Raw genomic sequence first — 24,835 nt, 5'->3', positions numbered from 1 at the left:
ATATTTGGTCTATTATTTTCTTTAATGTGCATAATTGATGCTTATATCATATTCAATTAGGAAGGGAGTTTTTTACTTGAAGAAAAATAATTCTTATGGATTACGAAGAAATGTTTTAAAAGAGTTAAATGAAGGATTTTCCAATATTTATGACAATTTTAAGTATTTTAAAAAGTTATCTAAAAGCAGAGAGAAAGTCCTTGGAGCAGCTGAGTGGCTTCTTGATAATATATATTTAATTGAAAAAGAATATAGATCAATAAAGAAAGAAATGCCTATTGATTATTTTAAATCATTACCTTCTATAGAACAGTTAAATGATGATATAGATAAAAAGAAAAAATATAACATGAATGATGCATCTAAAAGTAATAACTTTGGCAGAGAAAATAATATTGAAAATGGAAATTATAAATATCACAATGAAGATGACAATGAGCTTCCACGTATTTTTGTAGTTGCTAAAAATTACATAGGCAATGGTGGAAAAATTGATGGTGAAAGTTTTATTAAGTATATTAATAAAACCCAAGAAGAAAGTTTAGGAGTAAATTTAGATTATGATAATATAAGCACAAGTTTGTTTGCTAAAGAAGATAATAGGGCAAACGGTGAAACTTCTGCTAATAATATTAATGCTGCCAATAAAGAGATGGCCTTTAGAATGGGAGAACTTTGGGCATTTCCGCTTATGATTAAGATTGCAATCATAATAAATTTATCTAAGCATACTAATGAACTTGTTGAATTTCAAAAGGAAATTTTAGAAGGAAAAAGTGTTGCTGAGGAAATTATAGATGCTATAAATAACAATAATCTAAATGATAAATTGGAAGCGCTTAATGAAAAATATGAAAAATTTAGTCCTCTATTTTTAAGGGAGTTTTTTAGAGTTCTAAAAGATAATACTATAGAAAATGATAGTGTTTATAATTTTGCTAAGATTAAATGGGGAGTAAATGAAGAAATTGAAAGTGCTGTTATTAAAAGCAATTTAAGAGAGGAATTTTTAGAAAGAAATATTGGAGAATGCATAACTTCAATTAGAAAAATTGAGGGAATAAGCTGGAGAAACTTCTTTGAAAATACATCATTAGTGGATAGGATTTTAAGAGAAGATCCAGAGAATGTTTATGCTAGTATGGATTTTGAATCTAAAGATTATTATCGACATAAACTTGAAGGCATTGCAAAGATAATTAATAGAAATGAGATTAGTGTAGCTTATAATGTATTAAAACTTGCAAAAAGCAGTAAACATGATAATGAGGAATCTTATAAGTGCCATGTTGGTTATTACTTAATTGACAGTGGTATGAGTGAATTAGAGGGATATTATCATAATATAAATGATGTGATTTCAGAAGGAACATATTTAGCTATAAATGCTTTGGGTACACTTCTTATAAGTGCAATCTTTGTATTAATAAGTAGTTTGGGTGCAGCAAATTATACTAGAGCTGAATACATAATTTCATTTTTAATTATACTAATTCCTGTAAATGAAATTGTAGTTGGACTTACAAATTGGATTGTAGGTAAGACTGTACAAATCAGACTGATACCAAAGATGGATTTTAGTAAAGGAATTCCAGACAAATGCAAAACAATAATAGCTATTCCTGCAATTATAAATTCAAAAGAAAAAGTTAAACGTCTTATGGAAAAATTAGAAGTTGCTTATTGTGGAAATAAGGATAAAAATTTTTATTTTGCATTATTAAGCGATTTTGAGGATTCAAATTGTGAAGTTGAAGATAATGATAAGGAAATAATTAATTGTGGAATTGAACTTACAAGAAAATTAAATGAAAAGTATGCTAAAGATAATTACTATAAAAATAGCATTCATGAAGCTAGATTTTTCTTTCTTAGTAGAAAAAGGATATATAATAAAAAGCAAAATGTTTTTATGGGCAAAGAAAGAAAACGTGGAAAGCTTATGGAGTTTATGGCTCTTATTAGAGGAAAGGAAGATCATACATATAATATTATAAGTTCTGATATAAAAGTTCTTAAGGATGTAAAATATTTGATTACTCTAGATGAAGATACATTTATACCTAGGGAATGTGCGTCTAAACTTGTAGGGGCCATGAGCCATGTACTTAATGCACCCTATGTGAAAGATAATAGAGTTTTAAGAGGCTATGGTGTCATGCAGCCTAAAGTCAGTATAAGTTTAGAAGCTAAAAATAAAACATATTTCTCACGTATTTTTGGAGGTGAAGGAGGAGTTGATGGTTACTCAGTAGCTTATTCTGATACATATCAAGATTTATTTGGTCAAGGATCTTTTACAGGTAAAGGTATAATTGATATAGATGAGTTTTATAGTATATTACATACAGCCATAAAGGATGATAGAATTCTAAGTCATGATCTTTTAGAGGGAGCTCTTACGCGATGTGGTCTGATTAGCCAAGTGGAGCTAATAGATGGTTATCCAGCCTTTTATGAATCCAGCTGTAGAAGATTGCATCGATGGGTTAGAGGAGATTGGCAGCTTATAGGCTGGTTGTTTTCTAAGCAAGTAAGTGCTTTGAATAAGTGGAAAATACTTGATAACTTAAGAAGAAGTTTATTAGCACCTAATATACTAATAGCATTAATTCTTTCTTTGACTATTTTAAATGGAAGAAGTCAAGTGGCATTACTTTGCTTTTTGGCGCTAATGAATTCATTGGTATTTACAATCACAGATTTTGTTGTTACTCCTAAAAACAAGCTTATGGGAACATTTAAAAGTTTTAGTCAGATAATATTAATTTTAACGTTTTTGCCATATCAAGCATTTTTAATGATGGATGCCATAATAATAACACTATATAGGATATGTATATCTAAAAAAAATCTTTTGGAATGGGAATCTTCTGATTTAGTGGAAAAAAGATATAGTAATAGTTTTGGATCGTATTTAAGGAGAATGTGGATTTCTCCAATTATGGGATTAGTAATATTATATTTGTCTATTTATAATTCTATTGGAGTTATAATTTATAGCATAGTTGTTGCTGCTCTTTGGATTGTTAGTCCATATGTAGCGTATTGTATAAGCAGAAAGACTGATAAAGATAAGTTTGATTTAAAGAATCAAGAAAAATCTTATTTGAGACAAATATCGAGAAGAATATATGCATATTATGAGGATTTTGTTAATGAAGAAAACAATTATTTAGCACCAGATAATTATCAAGAAAAGCCTTTTAAAGGAGTGGCACATAGAACTTCGCCAACTAATATAGGTATGGGTCTTATTTCTAATGTAGTAGCTTACGATTTAGGATATATAACAATGATGGATTTGATTGATAAGACTGAGCTTATACTAAATAGTATGAAGGGATTACAAATGGTGCATGGGCATTATCTAAATTGGTATGATACAAAAACTAAAGCACCATTATGGCCTAGATATGTATCAACAGTTGATAGTGGAAATCTTTTAGGAGATTTGTGGGTATTGAAGCAATCTATGCAGGAATTAAAGAGTAAAGAAGTTATAAGAATAAATGAAGTCATGTCATTAAAGGATATATACAAAATAATTGAAGAAAAGGATTCTTCAATTAAAATTAGATTTGCTTCAAATATTAATAATGGTGATTATAAAGATGTCTTAAGCGAAATATTAATGAAAGTGGAAGGCATTAATAAATCTGAAGAAGATAATATTCAAATTACACATAAAGATTATTCAGATGAAAAAAAGAATAAGGAAATTGAATATTGGAGGCAAAAGCTTTTAGAAGAAGCTAATAGAAAACTTACATATTATAGCTATATATTTGATGGATTGGAAAAGTTATACGGTAAAGAATTTTTAGAAGGAATCCCTAATATTATTGAATTGATTGATAGATGTGAAGATTATATAAGTAAATTTGGAGATAACTTCAAACATACAATAAGAGAAAGAATTAATAATTTAAAAGTATATGTTTCTAAAATAGATAATATAATCAAAGAAATTGATAAGATTTCAGAAGAGATGGATTTTAGATTTCTTTATGATGAAACAAGGCAATTATTCTCAATTGGTTATAACGTAGAGGAAAATTCGCTTGGAAATTCTTATTATGATTTGCTAGCATCAGAATCGAGAATAGCCTCATTTATAGCCGTAGCCAAGAATGATGTACATTCATCTCATTGGTTTAAATTAAGCAGAGCTATGACAAATGCTTTTCATACACATTCTCTTGTATCTTGGAGTGGAACTATGTTTGAGTATTTTATGCCATCTTTAATAATGAGAAATTATCCTAAAACATTACTAAGTAAAACATATAAATCTGTAATAAAAGCTCAAATAAGTTTTTCTAAACAAAAACAAACCCCTTGGGGAATATCAGAATCTGCATTCTATAAATTTGATGTCGATGATAATTATCAATATAAGGCTTTTGGTATTCCAGGACTTGGATTAAAAAGAGGTCTTGAAGATGAAGTGGTAATATCTCCATATTCAACATTAATGACATTACCATTCTCTAGGGGGGAAGGGATTAAGAATCTTAGAAGACTAGAAGAAATAGGATGTCTCGGAAGGTATGGATTTATTGAAGCTGTGGATTATACTAAGGCAAGACAGGATAAATACGTTGTAAGGATTCCGAAGTATTCAAAAAGTGAAGAAAAGTTGCTAAATAATAGTGGAATATTAGAAGAGACTTATACACAAAATGTGGATAAGTATGAAAAAGGTGTGGATAACCATGTAAAACGCGTGGATAAACTTGGTAGTAATATAGTTGATTATGACGAAGTTTGCAATGTGAATGATGTGGATAATGTGGATAACTGCTTGGACGACTGCGACACATTAGATAATATAGGGAACCTAGAGAATAGAGAAGAATTAAATAATTCACAAATGATTAACAATGTATATAATGATGGAATAAAAGCAAATAAAATAATGACATATATGGTTCATCATTTAGGTATGTCTTTGATGGCTCTTGATAATGTACTTTTAGACAATGTTTTAATAAGCAGATTTCATAGTCTACCAGAAGTTAAAGCTACAGAATTATTATTAAAAGAAAAGATTCCAAATAATATAACTTTTGAAAGAAATGAAGATTTTTCAGCAAAGAATATGTATTTTGAGGGAGAAAGCTTGATTCCAAGGATATTTAAAGGAAGCAATCAAAACAATCCAGAGGTATTGTTGTTATCTAATGGTGAATATTCATCAATGATAACTGTAACGGGAAGTGGATATTCTAAGAAAAATGATATGATGCTTTATAGATGGAAGGGTAATTCTACAAGTGATGATAGTGGAATGTTCTTTTATGTAAAGAATTTAAATTCTAATGATTATTGGAGTTCAACATTTGAGCCATGTAAAAATTGTGGAGATAAATATATTGCTGAATTTAATTTGGATAAAGCTAAATTTAACAGAAAAGATGGTAATATTGAAACTCAGATGGAGATAGCTGTTTCTCCAGAAGAAAACTTAGAAATTAGAAAAATTACTTTAAATAACTTAAGTGATAAGGGACGAAGTATTGAGATAACAAGTTATATGGAAATAACATTAGCTACCCTCAGTTCAGATGCTGTTCATCCAGCTTTTTCTAACTTGTTTATACAAACAGAATACGATGAGAAAGAAAATATACTTATAGGAAGCAGAAGAGGAAGAGTAAAGGGGGCAAAGGTTCCTTATATATTCCATAAAGTTTTAGCAAACGGAGATTTAGAAGGTAGTATAAGTTATGAGACATCTAGAATTAATTTTATTGGAAGAAACCGAGATCTTAAATCGCCTCTTGCTATGGATAATGATAAATCATTAAATAATACGGTAGGAACAGTTTTAGATCCAATAATGAGTATTAGATGTAGGATTAGATTAGATGGAAATTCAAAGAAAGAAATTTATTATATAACAGGAACAACAGAATCAAAAGAAGAAGTTATTGATATATGCAGAAAGAATAAAGATGCTGCTCAATTAGAGAAGGTTTTTGAAAATTATAGTATAGAAACACAGCTTGAACTTAAAAGCTTAGGAATAAGAAGTGCTCAAGCTAATATATTTCAAAGTTTATCTTCATATATATTCTTTTTACATAGCGGAAGAAAAGATAGAGAAGAATATATAAAAAATATTTCAAAACATCAAAAGGATTTATGGTCTTATGGAATATCAGGTGATCTACCTATTGTATTTTTAACTATTGAAAATGAAGATGATATAAGTTTAGTTACAAATATATTAAGGTTTCATTATTATATGAAGATTAAAGGGGTTAAATTAGATTTAATAGTATATAACAATGAGGAAATCTCTTATGATGAACCTCTTCAAAAAAGCATAATTCAAGCTATAAATACATCAAATGAAAGTAGTGCTTTAAATAAAGAGGGAGGAATTTTCCTTCATAATAAAGCTACTATGGATGAACAAGTTAAAAATTTATTAATAGGAATTTCTAGACTTTATATTAATTCAAAGAAAGGATCAATTTCACAACAAATTAAAAATGTTGAAGAACTTGGAGTTAATGATGATGATGAATTTTCAAGATATAGAAAATCTGTTGATGAGGAAAGTTATAAAAGTAATTTTAATACTTTACTTAATAATGATGAGGAAGAATATGTGTTACAACAAGATGAAGAATTAATAGAAAAAAAGGCTAAGAAGTTAGAAATTAATAGATTAGAAAAGAAATCTAAACCTTTAAATACAACATATAAATTAGAAATTGCAGATGAAGTAACTCCAACATTAGATGATGATAAAGATAGTATTAAAATGACAATAGCAAATCTAAATGATGGTGAAATAGAATACAAAGAATATGATCATGATGAAGATTATATAGAAAAACAAGATTTGATTAAGGGCGTTGCAACTGAAGCACAGGAAAGCCATAAAAAAATAGATTTAAATAAACCAAACAAAGAAAAAGTAGATGAAGATTTCAATATGGAAGATTTAGATTTCTTTAATGGTTATGGTGGCTTTAGCAAAATTGATAATAGTTATTTAATAAAGTTATCTAACTTTAAAAATACTCCAGCACCTTGGATTAATGTTATTTCTAATGATGATTTTGGATTTCATATATCAGAAAGTGGTTCATCTTATACTTGGTGTGGTAATTCAAGAGAAAATAAGATAACACCTTGGAGTAATGATTATATAAGAGATCCATTAGGTGAAGCACTTTATATTAGAGATGATAATACTAATGATTACTTTTCTATAACTCCAAAGCCTGTTAGAGATAAAGGTGATTATTTTATAAAACATAACTTTGGATATTCTGAATTTAAACACACAGCTTATAATATAAGAGGAAAATTAGAAGTGTTTGCACCTAAAGGAGAAAAGGTAAAAATTCAGAAAGTAACTCTAGAAAATTTAAGTGAAAGTGATAGAGAAATTTCAGTATTTTATTATGCAAAACTTGTAATGGGTGTTTATGAATATGATAGTGCAAGATACATTTCAACATATATTCATGGTGAATCTAAAAGAAATCATGAAGAAAACATTTTGGAAAGAGGATTTATCAGAGCATGCAATCCTTATAGTGAGTATTTTGGAAAATTTAATTCTTATCTAACTATTTTAGGTGGAGAAAAAATAAGTTTTACTGGTGATAATAAAGAGTTCATAGGTGCCAATGGAGAAATTTCATCACCAAAGGCTTTAAGTGAGGATAATTTATCCAATATGTGTGGAGCAATTTATGATCCTTGTTTAGCTGCTACTACAAAGATTACAATTAAAAAAGGTGAAAAGGTTCAGCTTTTGATTTTGCTTGGTGAAGAAGAAAAAGAGAACATAAAAGAAGTTATTGATAAATATGAGATTGAAGGAAATGCAGATAGAGAATTAGACAAAGTTAAAGAATATTGGCGACATTTCCTAGGTAATATACAAGTTAAAACACCTGATAAATCTCTTGATTATCTTTTGAATGGATGGTTATTATATCAAACTTTAAGTTGTAGATATTTAAGTAGAAGTGCATTTTATCAAAGTGGCGGAGCATATGGATTTAGAGATCAACTTCAAGATTCTATGGCACTTGGGGTTGTCAATCCAGAAATACCAAAAGCTCAGATATTACGTAGTGCATCAAGGCAGTATGTAGAAGGAGACGTACAGCATTGGTGGCATCCAGTTGTAAATTCAGGTATAAGGACTAGATTCAGCGATGATTTATTGTGGCTTCCTTATGTAACTGCAGAGTATATTAATTCAACTGGAGATTATGGAATCTTAGAAGAAACTGCACCTTACCTTGAAGATGAACCTTTAAGGGAAGGAGAAGATGAGCGATATACTATAGTTAACCAGTCATCAAAAGAAGGAACAATATATGAACATTGCTTAAAAGCTATAGAAAAATCCTTAAAGTTTGGTGAATATAATATTCCGCTAATGGGTAGTGGTGACTGGAATGATGGTATGAGTACCGTTGGAAACAAGGGAAAAGGTGAAAGCGTATGGCTTGGCTGGTTTTTATATTCTATATTAGAAAGCTTCATTAAAATTGCAAATATTAAAAATGATCAAGAAACTAAAGCTCATTATGAGGAAAGAAAAGAGTTTATAAGAGAGAATCTAGAGAAAAATGCATGGGATGGCGGCTGGTATAGAAGAGCATATTTTGATGATGGAACTCCACTTGGAAGCCGTGAAAATCCAGAATGTCAAATTGATTCTTTAGCACAGAGCTGGGCTATAATTTCTGAAGCAAGTAAAATAAGATCAGGTGATGAATTGAATGAAAATAAATTTAATTCTAATCCAAGTTTAAATAATTCAAATAATAAATATGAAAAGGAATGTGCAGAATATAGTCAAAGAGCATTTGAAGCAATGGAAGCAGTTGATAAGAATTTAGTTAAAAATGAAAAAGGCTTGATACTTTTATTAGCACCACCATTTGATAATTCATATCTTGAACCAGGTTACATAAAAGGATATGTACCAGGTGTAAGAGAAAATGGAGGACAATACACTCATGCAGCAGTTTGGGTAATATTAGCTTTGACAAAGCTTGGTTTAGGAGATAAAGCAGTAAGATATTATAATATGATAAACCCAATAAATCATACAAAGACAGAACTTGAATGTACTACATATAAATTAGAGCCATATGTAATGGCAGCAGATGTTTATATAAAAGAGCCTCACGGAGGAAGAGGCGGATGGAGTTGGTATACTGGAGCTTCAGGTTGGATGTATAGAGTGGGAATTGAAGATATCTTAGGATTAAAAAGAGTTGAAAATAAAGGCTATATGATAAATCCTTGTATACCAAAAGCATGGGGAGAATTTGAAATAAGGATCAAAAATGATCGTGAAGATTATAATATAAAAGTTATACAAAATGTAGATAACAATAAGTATGATAATGAAAAAAAAGTTATTGAGATTAACGGTAAAAGGATTGAAGGTATGATAATACCAAGAAATTTGGGGGAAATTAATGTAGTTGTGTATGTATAAATTAGGCTATAAAATAGGATAACATACCTATAAAACAAAAAGAGATTATCTTAAAATAAAGATTAGATATAATATATTGATAGCTCATAGTATGAAATAATCAATATATTATACTGATTCTGTATTTTAAGATATCTTTTTTTATTATTAAGAGTGGATGAATTTTAACGATTAAAAAGTAACTATATAAATGAAAAAATTTACATAAATTAACATAAAACAAATAATTTTTACAATACTAATTATTTAGTGTAAAATAAGAAAATAATAGTAAACCCGCTAAGGAGGATTATAATGTGGAAAAAAATGAAATTATTTAAAAAAATCACATCAATTCTTATACTAATGATTATTGTTCCAGTGATATTTGTTGGTATTATAGCTACAAATAAATCTAGAACATCATTTGAGGAAAATTTAAAATTGACAAGTGCGCAAGCTATTGATGAAGTTAATGATGGATTATCAAAACATTTAAAACTAGTTGGTCAACAAGTAACTACTTTAGCTGATACTGAAGATGTAAAGAATTTTAATAATGATGGTATTAATAAGGATGAATATATTAAAAGAATTCAAAGTCAGTTAAAATCAATAAAAAATACAACAGATGGAGTTTTAAATGTATGTTATGCAAGTGAAAGCGATCAAATAATATTAGATAGTGATGTACTGAGCATAAACGAATTCAATTATAAAGAACGAGACTGGTATAAACAAGCTAAAAGTGATAAAAATGTAATATATACAAAGCCAATAACAGACAAAGTAACAAATGAACAAGTAATATCAGTTGTAAAAAGTGTTTATGACAATAATGGAAAATTCATAGGAACAACAATAATAGATATTAAAATAAATGCAATGATAGATTACATAAAAAATACAAATATAATGAAAGCTGGATATGTTATTGTCACAGATAATGATGGCAATGTTATTATAAATAATGAAAAGAATAATGGAATAATTTCTGATGGTCAAAATATTAGTAACTTACCATTTTGGAACAATAATAAAAATGGAGATTCTAATGCTTGCGATTGGACAAGCAATGGAATTAAAAATTACGTAACTCAGTTAACAAATAATGATACTGGTTGGAAAGTGATTGGTTTTGTAAATGAGAGCGAAATAGCGGAATCAATAGATGCCATAAAATCTACAATAGTAATTGGATGCATTATAGCAGTGATAATAGCAACGATTGCAGGAATTTTTGGCTCAACAATATTTATAAAACAAATAAACAAGATAAAAGATGCAATTAAAAAAGTTGCAGAAGGAGACTTAACAGAAAAAGTAGATATTACAACTGCAGATGAGTTTGGAGAACTTGGCGAAAACTTTAATTCAATGGTTGACAGTATGAATAAATTGATTGGAAAAGTTGAGGAAACTGCAAATAAGTTAGTTGAATCATCAGTTAATATAGCTAGTATGTCAGAAGAAACTACAGCCTCAGTATCAGATGTAGCACAAGCTATAAGTGAAGTTGCAGCAGGAGCTACAGATCAAGCGCAATCAGCAACAAATGTTGCAACAAGAGCTGAAGAATTATCTGATAGCATGGATGAAGTTGAGAATCATTCAAAGCATATTGGAAAACTAGCTGGTGAAACTGAAAGCTTAAGTACTAGGGGAATAAAAACACTTAGTGACTTAGTAATGAAATCTGATAAAACTAAGGAAAATGCAATTGAATCAACAAGTATTGTAAATGAAATGACACAAAGTATCCAGAAGATAAATTATATATCAAATGTGATATCAGAAATTACTGAGCAAACTAATTTGCTATCATTAAATGCAGGAATAGAAGCGGCAAGAGCTGGAGATGCAGGAAAGGGATTTGCAGTAGTTGCAGAAGAAATCCGACAATTAGCAGAAGAATCTAAAAAATCCACAGATGAAATAAAAGCTATTGCTGCAGAAATAAATAATAAAGCAAAGAGTGCCAAAGATGCAATGGAAGAAAGTAAAGAGATGCTTCAGGATCAAGAAAAAGCAATTAATGAAACTGAAGATATATTTGGTCAAATAGTAGATTCCATAATACCTTTAACAGGAGCAATTGAAAATATTAAAAGCTTAAATGAAAGAATGAATTCAAATAAGGAAGATGTAAAATTACAAGTTGAAAATATAGCTGCAGTATCAGAAGAATCAGCATCTATAACAGAAGAAGTTACAGCTTCAACAGAAGAAGTAACTGCAACAATGGATGAACTTACTCAATATGCAAGTAATCTGCAAGATCTATCTAATCAACTTAAAAATGAAATATCACAATTCACAATATAGATAAATAACTTGAAATTTAGAGTTTAGGTGTAACTTGTCGAAAGAAGCTGTATTCTTTTTCTCGGTTGCTATTATAACTTAGCTGTGGATTTCTATCAGCAGAAGTTGTACCTATTCCTGCATGCTCCTCAAACAAGTTGAGGACAAGCAAAATAGGACAACTTCTACTGAAGAAATCACTACAGCCAAATTATAATAGCAACACTCCGAAAAAGAATACAGCTTCTTTCTAGTTTAGGATACATTTCAAAGTGCAAGCCTAAGTCATAGTTGTTTATCTATAAAGATATATAAACAAATTAAGCTTTAGATTTATAAATTTGATATCTATTATAAATAACTTATGGCTTATGTTGCAATTAGCCGATAGTAAATTTATCATTTCTAAAAAAACATCATTGTTCACGTTAATAAATTCTTCTTATAGATCAAGTACGAAACTAATCTGCTTTCTTGCCTAGCGAAAAATAATCATGATATTTTGTACCCGTTATTTTCTTTTATGTGCCTTATATAAAAAAACTAATAAATTAAGTACAAATGCTTAAAAATACTTACGAATAAATATCTTTAAACATAAAATGCATATAAATGCTTAAAAATAATTGACTATTCACTTAAAAGGGCTTAAAATAAACTTAAAGATACTTATATATTGATTTAGAATTAATTCTAAATCGGGTAATGTATATAGATAAATAAATTTTAAATTTGACATACAGATGGAATAGATTTGTATAGTTGATGAAGTTTAGTGTGCATCTATACTAGAAAGTAAGGATATTCTTTTGCGCAGTATTGCATTTAAAATAAAGCTGTAGGTATTTCTTAAGTAGAAGTTGTTCGATTTTTGCTTGTCCTCCAGCTTGTCTGAGGAACATGCAGAAATTGAACAACTTTTACTTTTTGAAATCCACAGCCTTATTTTATAGCAATCGAGCAATAAGAATATCCTTACTTTCGGTAAGTAACCACATAATTCTAAACTTCAAGTTTTTCATTTATAAGAAAGGTGTAATTAATAGGTGATTTTATGTATCAAGAAGAAAGATTATTAAAAATATTAGAATACTTAAATGAAAATAATAATATGTCAATTCACATTATTTGTGAAATGTTTAGTGTGTCAAGAGATACAGCACGTCGTGATATTTTAAAACTTATAGAACAGGGAGCAGTAACGCGTACACATGGAGGTATTTGTTTACCGACATTAAAGAATACAATTAAAGATTATAGAGAAAGAATTGAATCATATTCAGAAGATAAAAGAAGAATAGCTACAAGAGCTTTAGAATTTATTAATGAGGATGAACATTATTTCTTTGATGTTTCTACAATTATACGTTTGTTATGTGGGAACTTAGATAAAAGGGTTACAATACTTACACATTCATTAGATAATATTGAAATACTTTCAGAAAATAAAGATGTTGATATAAGTTCAATAGGTGGTTATCTTAATAAAAATAATAGATTTTTTTATAAGCTGGATTGTTTAGAGTACCTTAAAGGAATAAGATTTGATGCAGTGTTTTTAGGTGCAGCATCAATAACTGAAGATGGATTTTATTATGTTGATGAAGAGGATGCTTTTATAAAGCACGCAGCAGTTAAAAAATCTACAAAAGTAATTATGCTTACAGAATATGAAAAGTTTAAGCGTTCAAGTTATTACAAGGGAGCAAGTTGGGATGAAATAGATGTTATTATAACTAATAAAATGCCTCCTTCCACCTTTGTACAAATTATAGAAACATATAATATTCAACTAATTATAGTTTAAATTAGAGTTATGTGTAACCAACCGAAATTAGATACATTTGTTCATATGACGAGTGAAAATTTCGCTGGAAGCCTCTAAAATTTATATAAGGCACATTCAAAAAATAACAGGTCCATTTGCCAGATTATTTTCAATGATGCTGCATCGACAAATTGACCTAATAGGTTCACTATGAGGGTAACTTGCCCTTTGCCTTATGAAAGATATCCATGGTAACTTTGAAGCTGTTATTTATTTTCATGTGCCTAAAAAGGAGAGATATTTATGAAAAATTTTAAAATGGTATGTTTAGATATTGACGGGACACTATTAAATTCTAGTCACAAAATCACACAAAACGTAAAGAAAGAAATTAATATAATTGCAAATGAAAAACAAATACCAGTAATTTTAGTTTCTGCAAGAATGCCTAAGGGTATAATATTTTTGCAAAGAGAGCTTGAAATAGAACAACCAATTATTTGTTATAGTGGAGCATTGATATTGGATAAAAACGGTCAAATTTTATCTAACGAGATTATATCGTCTTTAAGTTTAGAAGAAATATATGAAGTGACTAAAAAGTTTAATGTTCATATGAGTTTATATAAAGATGATGAATGGTATATAGAAGAGATGGATGAATGGGCTAAACAAGAAAGTGAAATAACAAATATAATTCCAACTGTCATTGATTTTAAAAATTTAATTTACAAATGGAAAAAAGAAGGTACAGGTCCAAACAAGATTTTATGTATGTCAAATCCAGATAAAATAATCAACTTAAAAGAAAGCATAAAAAATAACGATTTGAATATATATCCTTCAAAACCAACATATCTAGAAATTATGCCAAGTAAAGCTTCAAAGACATCTGCAATTAATGTTCTTCAAAAGAAATTTAAAGTTGAACAGTCTGAAATAATAGCTATGGGTGATAATTATAATGATGTTGATATGATAGAATATGCAGGAGTTGGAGTCGCAATGGGAAATGCGCCAGATGAAGTGAAGAAGCATTCAAATTATATAACATCAACAAATGATCAAGATGGAGTTGCAAAAGCCATAATTAAACTTATTTTAGAATAGTATATAAGCAACCTGAAATTTAAAATTATGTGATGGCTAACCAAAATAAGTGGAATTCTTTTGCTCGATTGCTAGATAATTAGGCTGTGAATTTCTAACAGAAGAGATTGTGTCAATTATAGCATGCTTCTTAAGTAAATTAAGTACAAGCTATAATTGAACAATCTCTTCTTAAGAAATATCTACAGCCTGATTATCAACGCAACGCTACGCAAAAGAATTCCACTTATTTTTAGTGTACAGTATAGTTTATTTATATCAAAAGTATAAATTGAAATAGTAATTTGTATATACAGGGAATTGTGATTAAACAAAATTTTGTATATAACAACTTGTTAAAAAGATTATTATAGATATTTAATTTGTAATGGTTACTTATATTTTTAATATATACACATTTACTAAATTTAAGTGTATATCTATTCTAGAAATAAAATGTATTTTTATGAAATAGGCATTTGAAAATGAATTGTAAAGTTTATTAATGAGAGTGTTTTTCATCAGATTGCTGAGAATCATGCGCAACTGATCAATCCATAATTTAGAAAATTGGATGAAATTTTAATTGGCAATTCTATTTTAAATTCTCTTATGAATAAATAGATAATGAACCATACTTATACTTTGAATGCATTATAAACTAGAAAGTGAGGACATTCTTTTGCGTAGCATTGCATTTAAAATAAAGCTGTAGGTATTTCTTAAGTAGAAGTTGTTCTATTTTAGCTTGTCATCAGCTTGTCTGAGGAACATGCTGGAATGGAACAACTTCTGCTTTTAGAAATCCACGGACTTATTTTACAGCAATCGAGCAAAAGCGTGTCCTTACTTTCGGCAAGTCATCACATAACTTTAAGTTTCAAACAAATTTTATATTAATAATAATTATTTTATTAAATAATATTGGATTTATTTTGTCGAAAATTATACAGAATTTTTTTAAAATAACGAAAAATAGTAAAGAGATAAGTAATTAGTTAAAATAATTTATATATTTATTGCAACAAATAATCTAAGGTAAAATTAGGAACGGCAATCTAATTTGGCTGAAAAATTAAGATTACAAGATATATAAATAAAAAATTGGAGGGGCGTATGAAACTAAAGAAAATAAAAAATGGGGAAACATCTAAGAAAAATATTAAGAAATTATTTGAATTTAAAAGTATAGCAAGTGAATTAATAGTTACAATTGGAATAATTGCTGTGCTTTTAACAGGAGGAATAATCCTATCTGTAAGCTTAATTTTATCTAGAGCTTATGATAAGCAAATTAATACTAATAATGAAATGATATCAGGTCTTATTTCTAAAAACTTATCATCTTTTGTAAATACAGCATATAGCGTTACTAAAGATTTATCAGTTAACTCAGAAATACTTTCAATGGATACATCTACTCAAAATAAAGTACTAAAAGAATATCAATCAAGAAATCCTTATTTTGATTTAATTTACGTACAAAATGATTCTGGTATGCAGACTGGAAGATCAGCTGGTGAATTGGCAGATCGTTCTGGTAGATGGTGGTACAAGCAATTACAACAAACACAAAAACCATTTGTATCTAAATCTTTCTATTCAGCTACATCTAATAAACCAATAGCTTCAGTATTTATGCCACTTTATAATGATAATAAAGTAATAGGTTCTATTGGAGCTGACTTAAAGTTAGATTATCTGCAACAATTGGTTGAACAGTATTCTAGTAAAGAAGATGGAAGATATTCATTTATTATAGATAGTGAAGGAGTAGTTATTGCTCATCCAAATAGTGAATTGATTTCGGAAATTAATAATTATAAAACTTTAACTAAAACTATGCAGGTCAAAGATGCTAATGGGAAAATTATGAAAGATAATAATGGCAATAATGTTACAAAAGAAGAGCCTATAAAGATTTGTGATGGATATAAACAAATAGTACAATCTGTTATGAATGGTCAATCAGGCAGTATTAAATTTAAGGATAATAATGAAAGCTATTATGCTTCATATACACCAATATCACTTAATGAACAATCTCAGAGCTGGTCAATTGTAACCGTTCAAAATGAATCTAATGCTAAAGTTGTGATGAAAAGTATAATAAATACAACTTTGATTGCTGGATTGATAATATTAATTATTGCAGCGCTAGCTATGAGTTTTTTAGCGAAAAAAATAACAAAACCTATAATTATTATATCGGATTTACTGACTAAAGCATCAACAGGAGATTTTACAGTTAAATTTGTAACTGATGCTAAAAATGAAATTGGAATTCTATCTTCAAGCTTTAATGAAATGATAAGGAAAATTTCTAATTTATTAAAGGGAACTAAAGAATTAACGGAAAATATAAAGAATAGTGCTGTAATATTAACAGAAAAATCTGAAGAGACCACAAGATCAGCTAATGAAATTAATACTGCAATAAGCGAGATAGCAATTGGAGCATCAAACCAAGCCTCTGATGCAGAAAAGAGTGCTAATTTAGGCGTGAATATGAATGAGAAATTTGTGCAACTAACAGATAAAACTAATTTAATGATTAAAGATGCAGAGATTTCGTCAAGAGTAACTAGTGAAGGTGTTAATAAGATAGAGGAATTAAAGGATAAGACAAAAATTACTTTAGAAATTATAGAAAAAACTGAAAATAGTATAGTTGGTCTAAATAATAAATCAAAGGATATTGAAGGAATTTTAGAAGCTTTAGAAGAAATAGCAGGACAAACTAAGCTATTAGCTTTAAATGCATCAATAGAAGCAGCTAGAGCAGGAGAAAATGGAAAGAGTTTTGGAGTAGTTGCAGAGGAAATTCAAAAGTTATCAGAGGAATCGGAATCTTCAACTAATGATATAGCAAAGATAATTTATGATATTAAAAATGAAATAGTTTCAAGTGCAAATATGATGAAAAATGTAAAACTTGTTTCAGAGGAACAATTTATTTCTGTTAATGATGTTAATCAATCATTTAATAAAATTTCTGAAACTACACACAATATAACTAATATAATTAATAATATAGGAAGTTTCGTTGAAGAAATGGATGCTGATAATAATAATGTTGTTTCATCAATAAACAATATTGCAGCTATCTCAGAAGAGACCGCTGCTTGCTCAGAGGAAGTTACAGCTTCAATTGAAGAACAAACAGAGAACATAAATGAAGTATCTATACAAGTAAGGGAGTTAAAAGAAAAGGCTAGTATTTTGGAAGAAGAGATACAAAAATTTATAATTGAGTAAAGTTTAATTATTGTTTTGAGAAATGTTTGTGAGAAATTGAAAGAATTTGTACTTTGGGATATAATTACTGATAGATAATCAAATTGGAAAATTTACTTATATTTAGGTCTGATAGTTATTACATAAGTCTAAGACCCAAGTTGTTTATCTAAAAAGCACATTTTACTTAATGTGCATATCTTTAAGGAGGACAATTCATTTATGTACAAGCGTGTAAAAAGAACACTAATGATAATTCCAATGATGTTATTCTTATGTTTTTCATTTCTTGGAATTGAATCTTACGCAGTTGACAATGTGGACAAGAGTGGTTCAAGTTCTACAACTAATGTTAGTGATACTACTACCACAAAAACAGAAGATACTCCAGTATATGAAATAAACACTGGCAATACAAATACAAATAGTACGAGCACTCAAGAAAATAGTACAAGTAGTAAAAGTGAATCAAATTCTACTAAAAATACAAATTCTGAGGCGCAAGTGAAAAAAGATCCAGTAAATAGTAATACTCAAACAACTCAAAATGATTCCACAAAGCAAACTACTGATAATGTAGAAAAAGAAACATTACCAGCATGGAAGAATATGAATGGTAAGCTATATTATGTTACTAAGGATGGAATTGTAAAGAAAACAGGATGGTTCAAGGAAAAAGACGTAAATTCAGATTCTAAAAATGACAATGAGTACTATTTAGGTGATGATTTTGCAGCCATTATTGGATGGAAGGAAATAGATGGATCATGGTATTACTTTGATGAATCAGGAATTAAGCAAACTGGTTGGAAATTAATTAATTACAATTGGTATTTATTAGACAAAGATGGAATAATGGAAACTGGTTGGATTAAGAACGATGGTAATACATATTATTTAAATAGTGAAGGTAGAATGAGTCTAGGTAAGAAGTATCTAGATGATAAATGGTACTTCTTTGGTAACGATGGTATTCTTCAAAAAGGAATGTACATTTACAATGGCAAAAAATATTACTCAGATAATGATGGAGTAATGGTAGCTAATAAATGGTTAGAAACTAAAAAGTACAAATATTATATTAAAGCTGATAGTGCTGTTGCAACAGGAGATGCAATAATAGATGGAAAGATGGAGAAGTTTGACGCTGATGGAGTATATCAGGGTGAAGGAGAAATGACTAACCATCTATATGTAAAATATTTGAGTGTTGGAAACGCTGATTGTGCATTTATCAAACTTCCAGATGGAGAGACTGCACTGATTGATACTGGAGATACATCAACTGCAGATGATGTAGTAAACTTTTTAAATGATCAAGATCTTAAAGAAGAAGATGGAAAACCAGTAATTGATTATATTGTAATCACTCATGGACATTCAGATCATATTGGTGGATTAAGTACTATAATTAATAAGTTTAAAGTTAAAAAAGTCTATATGCCTAAAATTGCAGAGATGAAAGATTGGTATTCTAACTTAAAAGTTACAAGTGAAAATGCTAGTTCAGTTGAACTTATGAAACATGATTATGAAGTTTATACAGATGCTATAAATGCGATGAAAAAGAAAGATATGGACTTTACAAATACAGTAAAAGGTCAATATATAGATAACAATAAGATATTGAAATTTGTACAATCTGATAAAAACTTTGGAGGAATAGGTGCAGACAAAGAGACACAATATTATTGGGGAATTAATGAAAATTCTGCGATTGTATATTTAAATTATGGAGATTTTCAAAGCTTATTTACAGCAGATATGGAATGGAATTCAGAAAAAGATTTCTGGACTAATAACTTATTAGAAGGAAAATATGTTGATGTATTAAAGGTTCCACATCATGGACATGATACATCTTCAACAAGTGATTTCATAGCATATGTAAAGCCAACAATGGGAGTAATAAGCAGGGGTAAAGATAGCATTGAAAAAGGAACTGCATATAATAACTTACTAAATAATGGAGTTACTATATATGAAACAAGTGATAGAGAAAATGGAATAGGAATATATGCTAACCAACAAAACTGGACAGTACAAAAATAGTTATAAATTTGACTAAATGAAAGAAATGGTACTCTTTTTAGTATAGATGTAAATTTAAGATTAAAGTACTAGAATGCAAAAAGTTTATAACATATATAGTTAAAAAAAGTTTTCCATAAGCGATGAGGTTATGGAAAACTTTTTTTTGAGAACGGGCATTAAATTAAAATGATAAACTTTAGCGCCCGTGTATTATGGGGTACAGTATTATTCTAGCCAATAATATAGAAAATATTCATAAGGCACATTAAAATAAATAAAAAGTTAATTTTCCTCATTCCTTGATAAATTTATGAGTTTTTAATTATTTAATTATATTTATTATTATAAGTGTAATTAAGGTTACGTTTACAGAAATTTATTCCAATATATATCTGTTTTTTTGATGAATGATGATTATTACTGAGATGTAAATTAATAGAAAATGATTTATATTATTATTGTAGAAACTTAATAAAAATAAAATGATATCAAATCTAATATCAAATTGGAGGTATTATTATGAATTGTAAAACAGTAAATAAATCTAAATTTAAATTAATGAACTATTTTACTAATAAAAATAATGATTATAATAAGGCTTCAAAAAATATAACAAGTATTTATAAATATATTATTGGATTATGGCAAGCAATTTTTCACAGAATAGATAATGACCCTAATAACTATAAGAAAAATTATAATTATTGTGATACTAGCTATAATGTTACAGATAGAATAGAACTTAGATTAATAGCTTCAAAAAAAACATTTTTATAATAAAAGATAATATTTAAATTTAATAAACATGTATATATTTTTTTAAGACCTCTGGATTTAACGGAGGTTTTTCTTTTTATTCATTTGGTCAGCAAGACTTTTTCAGTGGTTTCAACTTTAATCATTTAATATTCACCATTTATCATTAATTAAAAGTGTAGCAGCCACTTTGTTATTTGAATAATTTTACTAAATTTATTTATATACTAATAGTTTGAAATTTAGTACAATATTTATAATCAATGTTAAACTTACCAGTGAATTAATGGTTTGGTAATGCTGAAGCATACAAATTATTAGTTATTACAATACTTATGATAAGCAAAGGGGAACGATTATGAAAAGAAGTTGTAAAAGATTAAGAAATGTGAAAATAACTCGTAATATAATTCTGATATGGATTATATCATTGATGTCAACTGTTATAATCGGTGTTGAAGGATATTCAAACACCAACAAAATGTACAACATTACTAACAATATAAATAGCAATGTTATTCCTAAACTTAAGGATTGGGGAGATGTAAATGGATATATGGGTGTCTTAAGAAATACTTTAACTAAGATAATAGACAGACCATTTGATCCTAAAAATGAAAAAACAATGTTGGAATTAAATAATAATATAACTACAATCATGCAAAGACAAGTTATATCTTCACAAGGAGATGAGAAAGAAGCTGAGTTAGTAAAAACAGCTAAAGAAGCTTATGAACACTATTATTCATTTATTCCTAATATAATAGAACAAAGAAAGCAAGGATTAGTTCCAGATACAAAGATAACTAATGAAGATATGGGGGTATATGGGAATGCTCTTGCTAAAAGTATTACCGATCTTGTAGATTATCAAAAAAATACTGCAAATGAGAATAGTGAGCAGTCTAAAAATGTATATCATGATAGTATTATTGGTTTTGGTATTGTATTTGTTTTGTCAATTTTAATTTTAACTATAATATCTCTTATAATAATAGTTGCTATTAGAGATTTAATAAAAGAATTTACAAATGATTTACAAATATTATCAGAAGGTGATTTTACAATTGAAATTGATGACAGCCTTACCAATGAATTTGGTATTATGAATAATGCATTGAAAAAAACTATTAATTCTATATCACATATATTAAAGAATATTGAAACAGAATCTACATCAATACATAGTCAATCATCTTCTCTTTCAATGTTAGCAGAACAAATGAACACATCAACACAGGACATATCAAGTGCTATAGATGGAGTTGCTAAGGGATCTTCAAGCCAAGCCTCAGAACTTGTAACAATGAATGAATTATTAAATAATTTTGGTGTATCTTTAGATGAAGTTGGAGCCATTATAAATAAGGTTAATGCGCATACAAAAGAGGTAAATGTTAAAGCTGAAAGTAGTAATAATGAATTAGCACATATTATAACATCAATAAATAATATATCTAATTCAGTTAATGATGTTGGCCAAAAAATATCAGATTTAACTAGTAGTGTTAAAGAAATAAATGAAATAACAAATCTTTTAAATGATATTGCAGAACAAACAAATTTATTAGCATTGAATGCAGCGATAGAAGCAGCTAGAGCAGGGGAATCAGGAAAAGGGTTTGCAATAGTAGCAGAGGAAATTGGAAAATTAGCGGAACAATCTAAGCATTCTTCTAATGGTATAAATGAATTAGTAAAAACTATACAAAGTGAAACGGATATGGTTACAATGACTGCTAATGATGCTAATAGTGAACTTTCAAAGCAAGTTTCAGTTATAGATAATTCTATAAAATCATTTAAAGATATAATTATATCTATTGGTAATATTTTACCTGAAATGGATGACATTAATTCATCGATTTCTCAAATAAACAAAAAGAAAGAAAATATAATGGATGTTGCTGAAAATATTGCTGCAGTTGCAGAAGAAAATTGTGCTTCGGCTGAAGAAATTTCTGCAACAACACAAAATATGATTTCATCAGCAGATGAAGTAGAAAAATCATCTCAAGTATTAAATAACAAAACAAATTCAATGATAGAGCAGGTAAATAAATTCAGTTTATAATATAGAGACATAACTTGTAACTTAAAGTTATGTGATCGCTAACCGAAAGAAATGGTGCTCTTTTGTTTCGGTTACTATAGAAAAGGACTGTGGATTTCTAACAGCATAATTTGTTCCATTCATGCATATTCCTTAAACAAGTTAAGGACAAGCAAGAATAGAACAACTTATACTGAAGAAATACTACAGTCCTTTTCTCAATTTAACACTCCACAAAAGTGTACCATTTATTTCCAATTCATGATTATATTTTAAAGAATAAGTCTAAATTATAGTTTAGATATCTATGTTTTATATAAAATATACAATTTAAAGTAAAATTAACCATGACTTAACTGTCATTTAAAGTAGTAGTGATAAATTTAGTATATTAGGAAAATATTTATTAAGGTGGTAATATTATATGAAAATTAGTAAGAAAGCTAAATTTATTATTCCAATTGCTGTAGGCACAATTATCGCTACTACTTCTTGTTTGCATTTTGTGGAAAATGTTAACGCAGAAGTAATGGATTCATCTGGTATTGAAGGATTTTCATTGCCTAAGGTAACAGGAGGCTATAATATTAATGCAAATGTTGGTTCGGATCCAAAAGAACTTGATTTTGCTTGGTTCACTCAGAGTTCTGGAAAGACACAAATAAAAATTGCACGTACATCTGATATGAATGGAACACAATTTCCAAATTCGGCAGATATTCATGATGCAACTCAGAGTACTGTAAAAGTTACACAATCTATTAAGCAAGATTGTACAGTTCTTCCTTATACTAATGGGGTAGGTGATCCTTCGAATTATCGAGACAATGTGTTTAATGGGAAAAGTGTGTCAGATACTCCAACTGGCGAATATTCAAATAAAGTGACCGTAAAAGAATTAACTCCGAATACTAAGTATTCATATTCTGTAAGTGATGGACAAGGAAATTGGAGTCCGGTGTATAGTATTAGTACATTATCTACGGATAAAGTAAGCTTTGCTGCTTTTGGCGATCCACAAATTGGTGCATTTGATAATTCTAAGGGGACTGCTAAATCTAGTGCTACCGGTGGGCATAAGAATTTAAATGATGATAAAACAGCTTGGCAAAACATGCTTAAGTTAGTGAATCAAAATAAAGATTTAAACTTTCTTTTTACAATGGGAGATCAAGTTAATGACTACAATTACTTGATACAACCTTCAAATTCATCTGATGGACAATGGTACCAATATAGAGACTTCTTTAATCCTGACTCAGCAGTAAATTATATTCAAAGTATGCCTTTAGCTGAATTTTGTGGTAATCATGATCACCAAATGGGTGAATATTATGGATATCATTACAATCAGCCAAACATAAGCAAGCTTGGCTCTACTAAATATGGAAATGACGGTGACTACTGGTTCACTGCTGGTCCAGTACTTTTCTTGGTATTAGATGCGAATAATTATGGTACTGCTGATCATGATCAATTTATAGCACAAGCTATTAAAGCTAATCCTAATGCAAAATGGAAAGTGGCTACATGGCATCAATCTGCATATAGTGAAGCTAATCACAATACTAAAAATGAAATTGAAGATCCTGCTTTAACAATACGTAATACTTGGACAAAGATGATGGATAAATATAATATCGATGTTGTATTACAAGGGCATGATCACTACTATACTCGTACTGCACAAATGCTAAATGGAAATGTTGTTGAGCCTAATACTGGAACTCCTGAAACTTTAAAGAATATTGGGAATGAATCTGCACCAGGGACCACAAATCCAAATGCTACTTATGCAAGAAAAGAATATCCAAATAGTGTAACTAATCCAAAAGGAACAGTTTATTTTACACTTGACACTGGTACAGGAAGTAAATATTATGACTTCAACACTGGAAGTAATGATACAGTTGGAGGAAGTGCAGATCATTCATTTAGCGTTGTTGGATGGCAAGGATATGTTCCATCGTATTCTTACGTAAGTTTTACTGATAATACATTTAAAATAAAAACTTATGCAACAACTGATTTTAAAGTTGAGAATCAATCTTTAATTGACAGCTATACAATTACAAAGAACTAATGAAAGATAAATATATTTTAGTGAATAACAAACAGTCCT

The 24,835-nt window shown here is 28.6% G+C and carries 9 protein-coding genes; all 9 read left to right on the top strand.

The features are described from left to right. The first annotated feature begins 76 nt into the window (after positions 1-76). Positions 77-9,493, top strand: coding sequence for a glycoside hydrolase family 94 protein (locus CLSA_RS20470; protein ID WP_022750306.1), 9,417 nt, complete (start codon positions 77-79; stop codon positions 9,491-9,493). Positions 9,494-9,787: 294 nt separating this feature from the next. Next, on the top strand, positions 9,788-11,797 hold the full coding sequence (locus CLSA_RS20465; protein WP_022750304.1) for a methyl-accepting chemotaxis protein: 2,010 nt from the start codon (positions 9,788-9,790) through the stop codon (positions 11,795-11,797). A gap of 1,033 nt (positions 11,798-12,830) precedes the next feature. Next, positions 12,831-13,583, top strand: a complete 753-nt coding sequence (locus tag CLSA_RS20460) for a DeoR/GlpR family DNA-binding transcription regulator (protein WP_022750303.1) — start codon at positions 12,831-12,833, stop codon at positions 13,581-13,583. A 264-nt stretch (positions 13,584-13,847) separates the two neighbouring features. Beyond that, positions 13,848-14,654 carry a Cof-type HAD-IIB family hydrolase gene (locus tag CLSA_RS20455; RefSeq protein ID WP_022750301.1) on the top strand — a complete coding sequence of 269 codons (807 nt, stop codon included), beginning with the start codon at positions 13,848-13,850 and terminating at the stop codon, positions 14,652-14,654. Positions 14,655-15,749: 1,095 nt separating this feature from the next. Further along, positions 15,750-17,891 carry a methyl-accepting chemotaxis protein gene (locus CLSA_RS20450; RefSeq protein WP_022750298.1) on the top strand — a complete coding sequence of 714 codons (2,142 nt, stop codon included), beginning with the start codon at positions 15,750-15,752 and terminating at the stop codon, positions 17,889-17,891. Positions 17,892-18,092: 201 nt separating this feature from the next. Then, a complete protein-coding gene (locus CLSA_RS20445; protein WP_022750295.1) occupies positions 18,093-19,922 on the top strand; it encodes an MBL fold metallo-hydrolase in 1,830 nt (609 codons plus the stop codon). Positions 19,923-20,423: 501 nt separating this feature from the next. After that, positions 20,424-20,681 carry a hypothetical protein gene (locus CLSA_RS20440; protein WP_022750291.1) on the top strand — a complete coding sequence of 86 codons (258 nt, stop codon included), beginning with the start codon at positions 20,424-20,426 and terminating at the stop codon, positions 20,679-20,681. 337 nt (positions 20,682-21,018) lie between these two features. Continuing rightward, positions 21,019-22,734, top strand: a complete 1,716-nt coding sequence (locus tag CLSA_RS20435) for a methyl-accepting chemotaxis protein (protein WP_022750290.1) — start codon at positions 21,019-21,021, stop codon at positions 22,732-22,734. 403 nt (positions 22,735-23,137) lie between these two features. Next, a complete protein-coding gene (locus CLSA_RS20430) occupies positions 23,138-24,796 on the top strand; it encodes a purple acid phosphatase family protein (protein ID WP_022750286.1) in 1,659 nt (552 codons plus the stop codon). Positions 24,797-24,835 lie beyond the last annotated feature (39 nt).

It is taken from the genome of Clostridium saccharobutylicum DSM 13864, assembly GCF_000473995.1.
In the GTDB taxonomy this organism is placed as follows: domain Bacteria; phylum Bacillota; class Clostridia; order Clostridiales; family Clostridiaceae; genus Clostridium; species Clostridium saccharobutylicum.
This window is presented reverse-complemented; position numbering and strand designations above follow the sequence as displayed.

Bases quoted from the DNA above. Each gene is read 5' to 3' on its own strand.
- CLSA_RS20445 (WP_022750295.1), top strand. From the start codon at position 18,093: ATGTACAAGCGTGTAAAAAGAACACTAATGATAATTCCAATGATGTTA.
- CLSA_RS20440 (WP_022750291.1), top strand. From the start codon at position 20,424: ATGAATTGTAAAACAGTAAATAAATCTAAATTTAAATTAATGAACTAT.
- CLSA_RS20455 (WP_022750301.1), top strand. From the start codon at position 13,848: ATGAAAAATTTTAAAATGGTATGTTTAGATATTGACGGGACACTATTA.
- CLSA_RS20460 (WP_022750303.1), top strand. From the start codon at position 12,831: ATGTATCAAGAAGAAAGATTATTAAAAATATTAGAATACTTAAATGAA.
- CLSA_RS20465 (WP_022750304.1), top strand. From the start codon at position 9,788: ATGTGGAAAAAAATGAAATTATTTAAAAAAATCACATCAATTCTTATA.
- CLSA_RS20430 (WP_022750286.1), top strand. From the start codon at position 23,138: ATGAAAATTAGTAAGAAAGCTAAATTTATTATTCCAATTGCTGTAGGC.
- CLSA_RS20435 (WP_022750290.1), top strand. From the start codon at position 21,019: ATGAAAAGAAGTTGTAAAAGATTAAGAAATGTGAAAATAACTCGTAAT.
- CLSA_RS20450 (WP_022750298.1), top strand. From the start codon at position 15,750: ATGAAACTAAAGAAAATAAAAAATGGGGAAACATCTAAGAAAAATATT.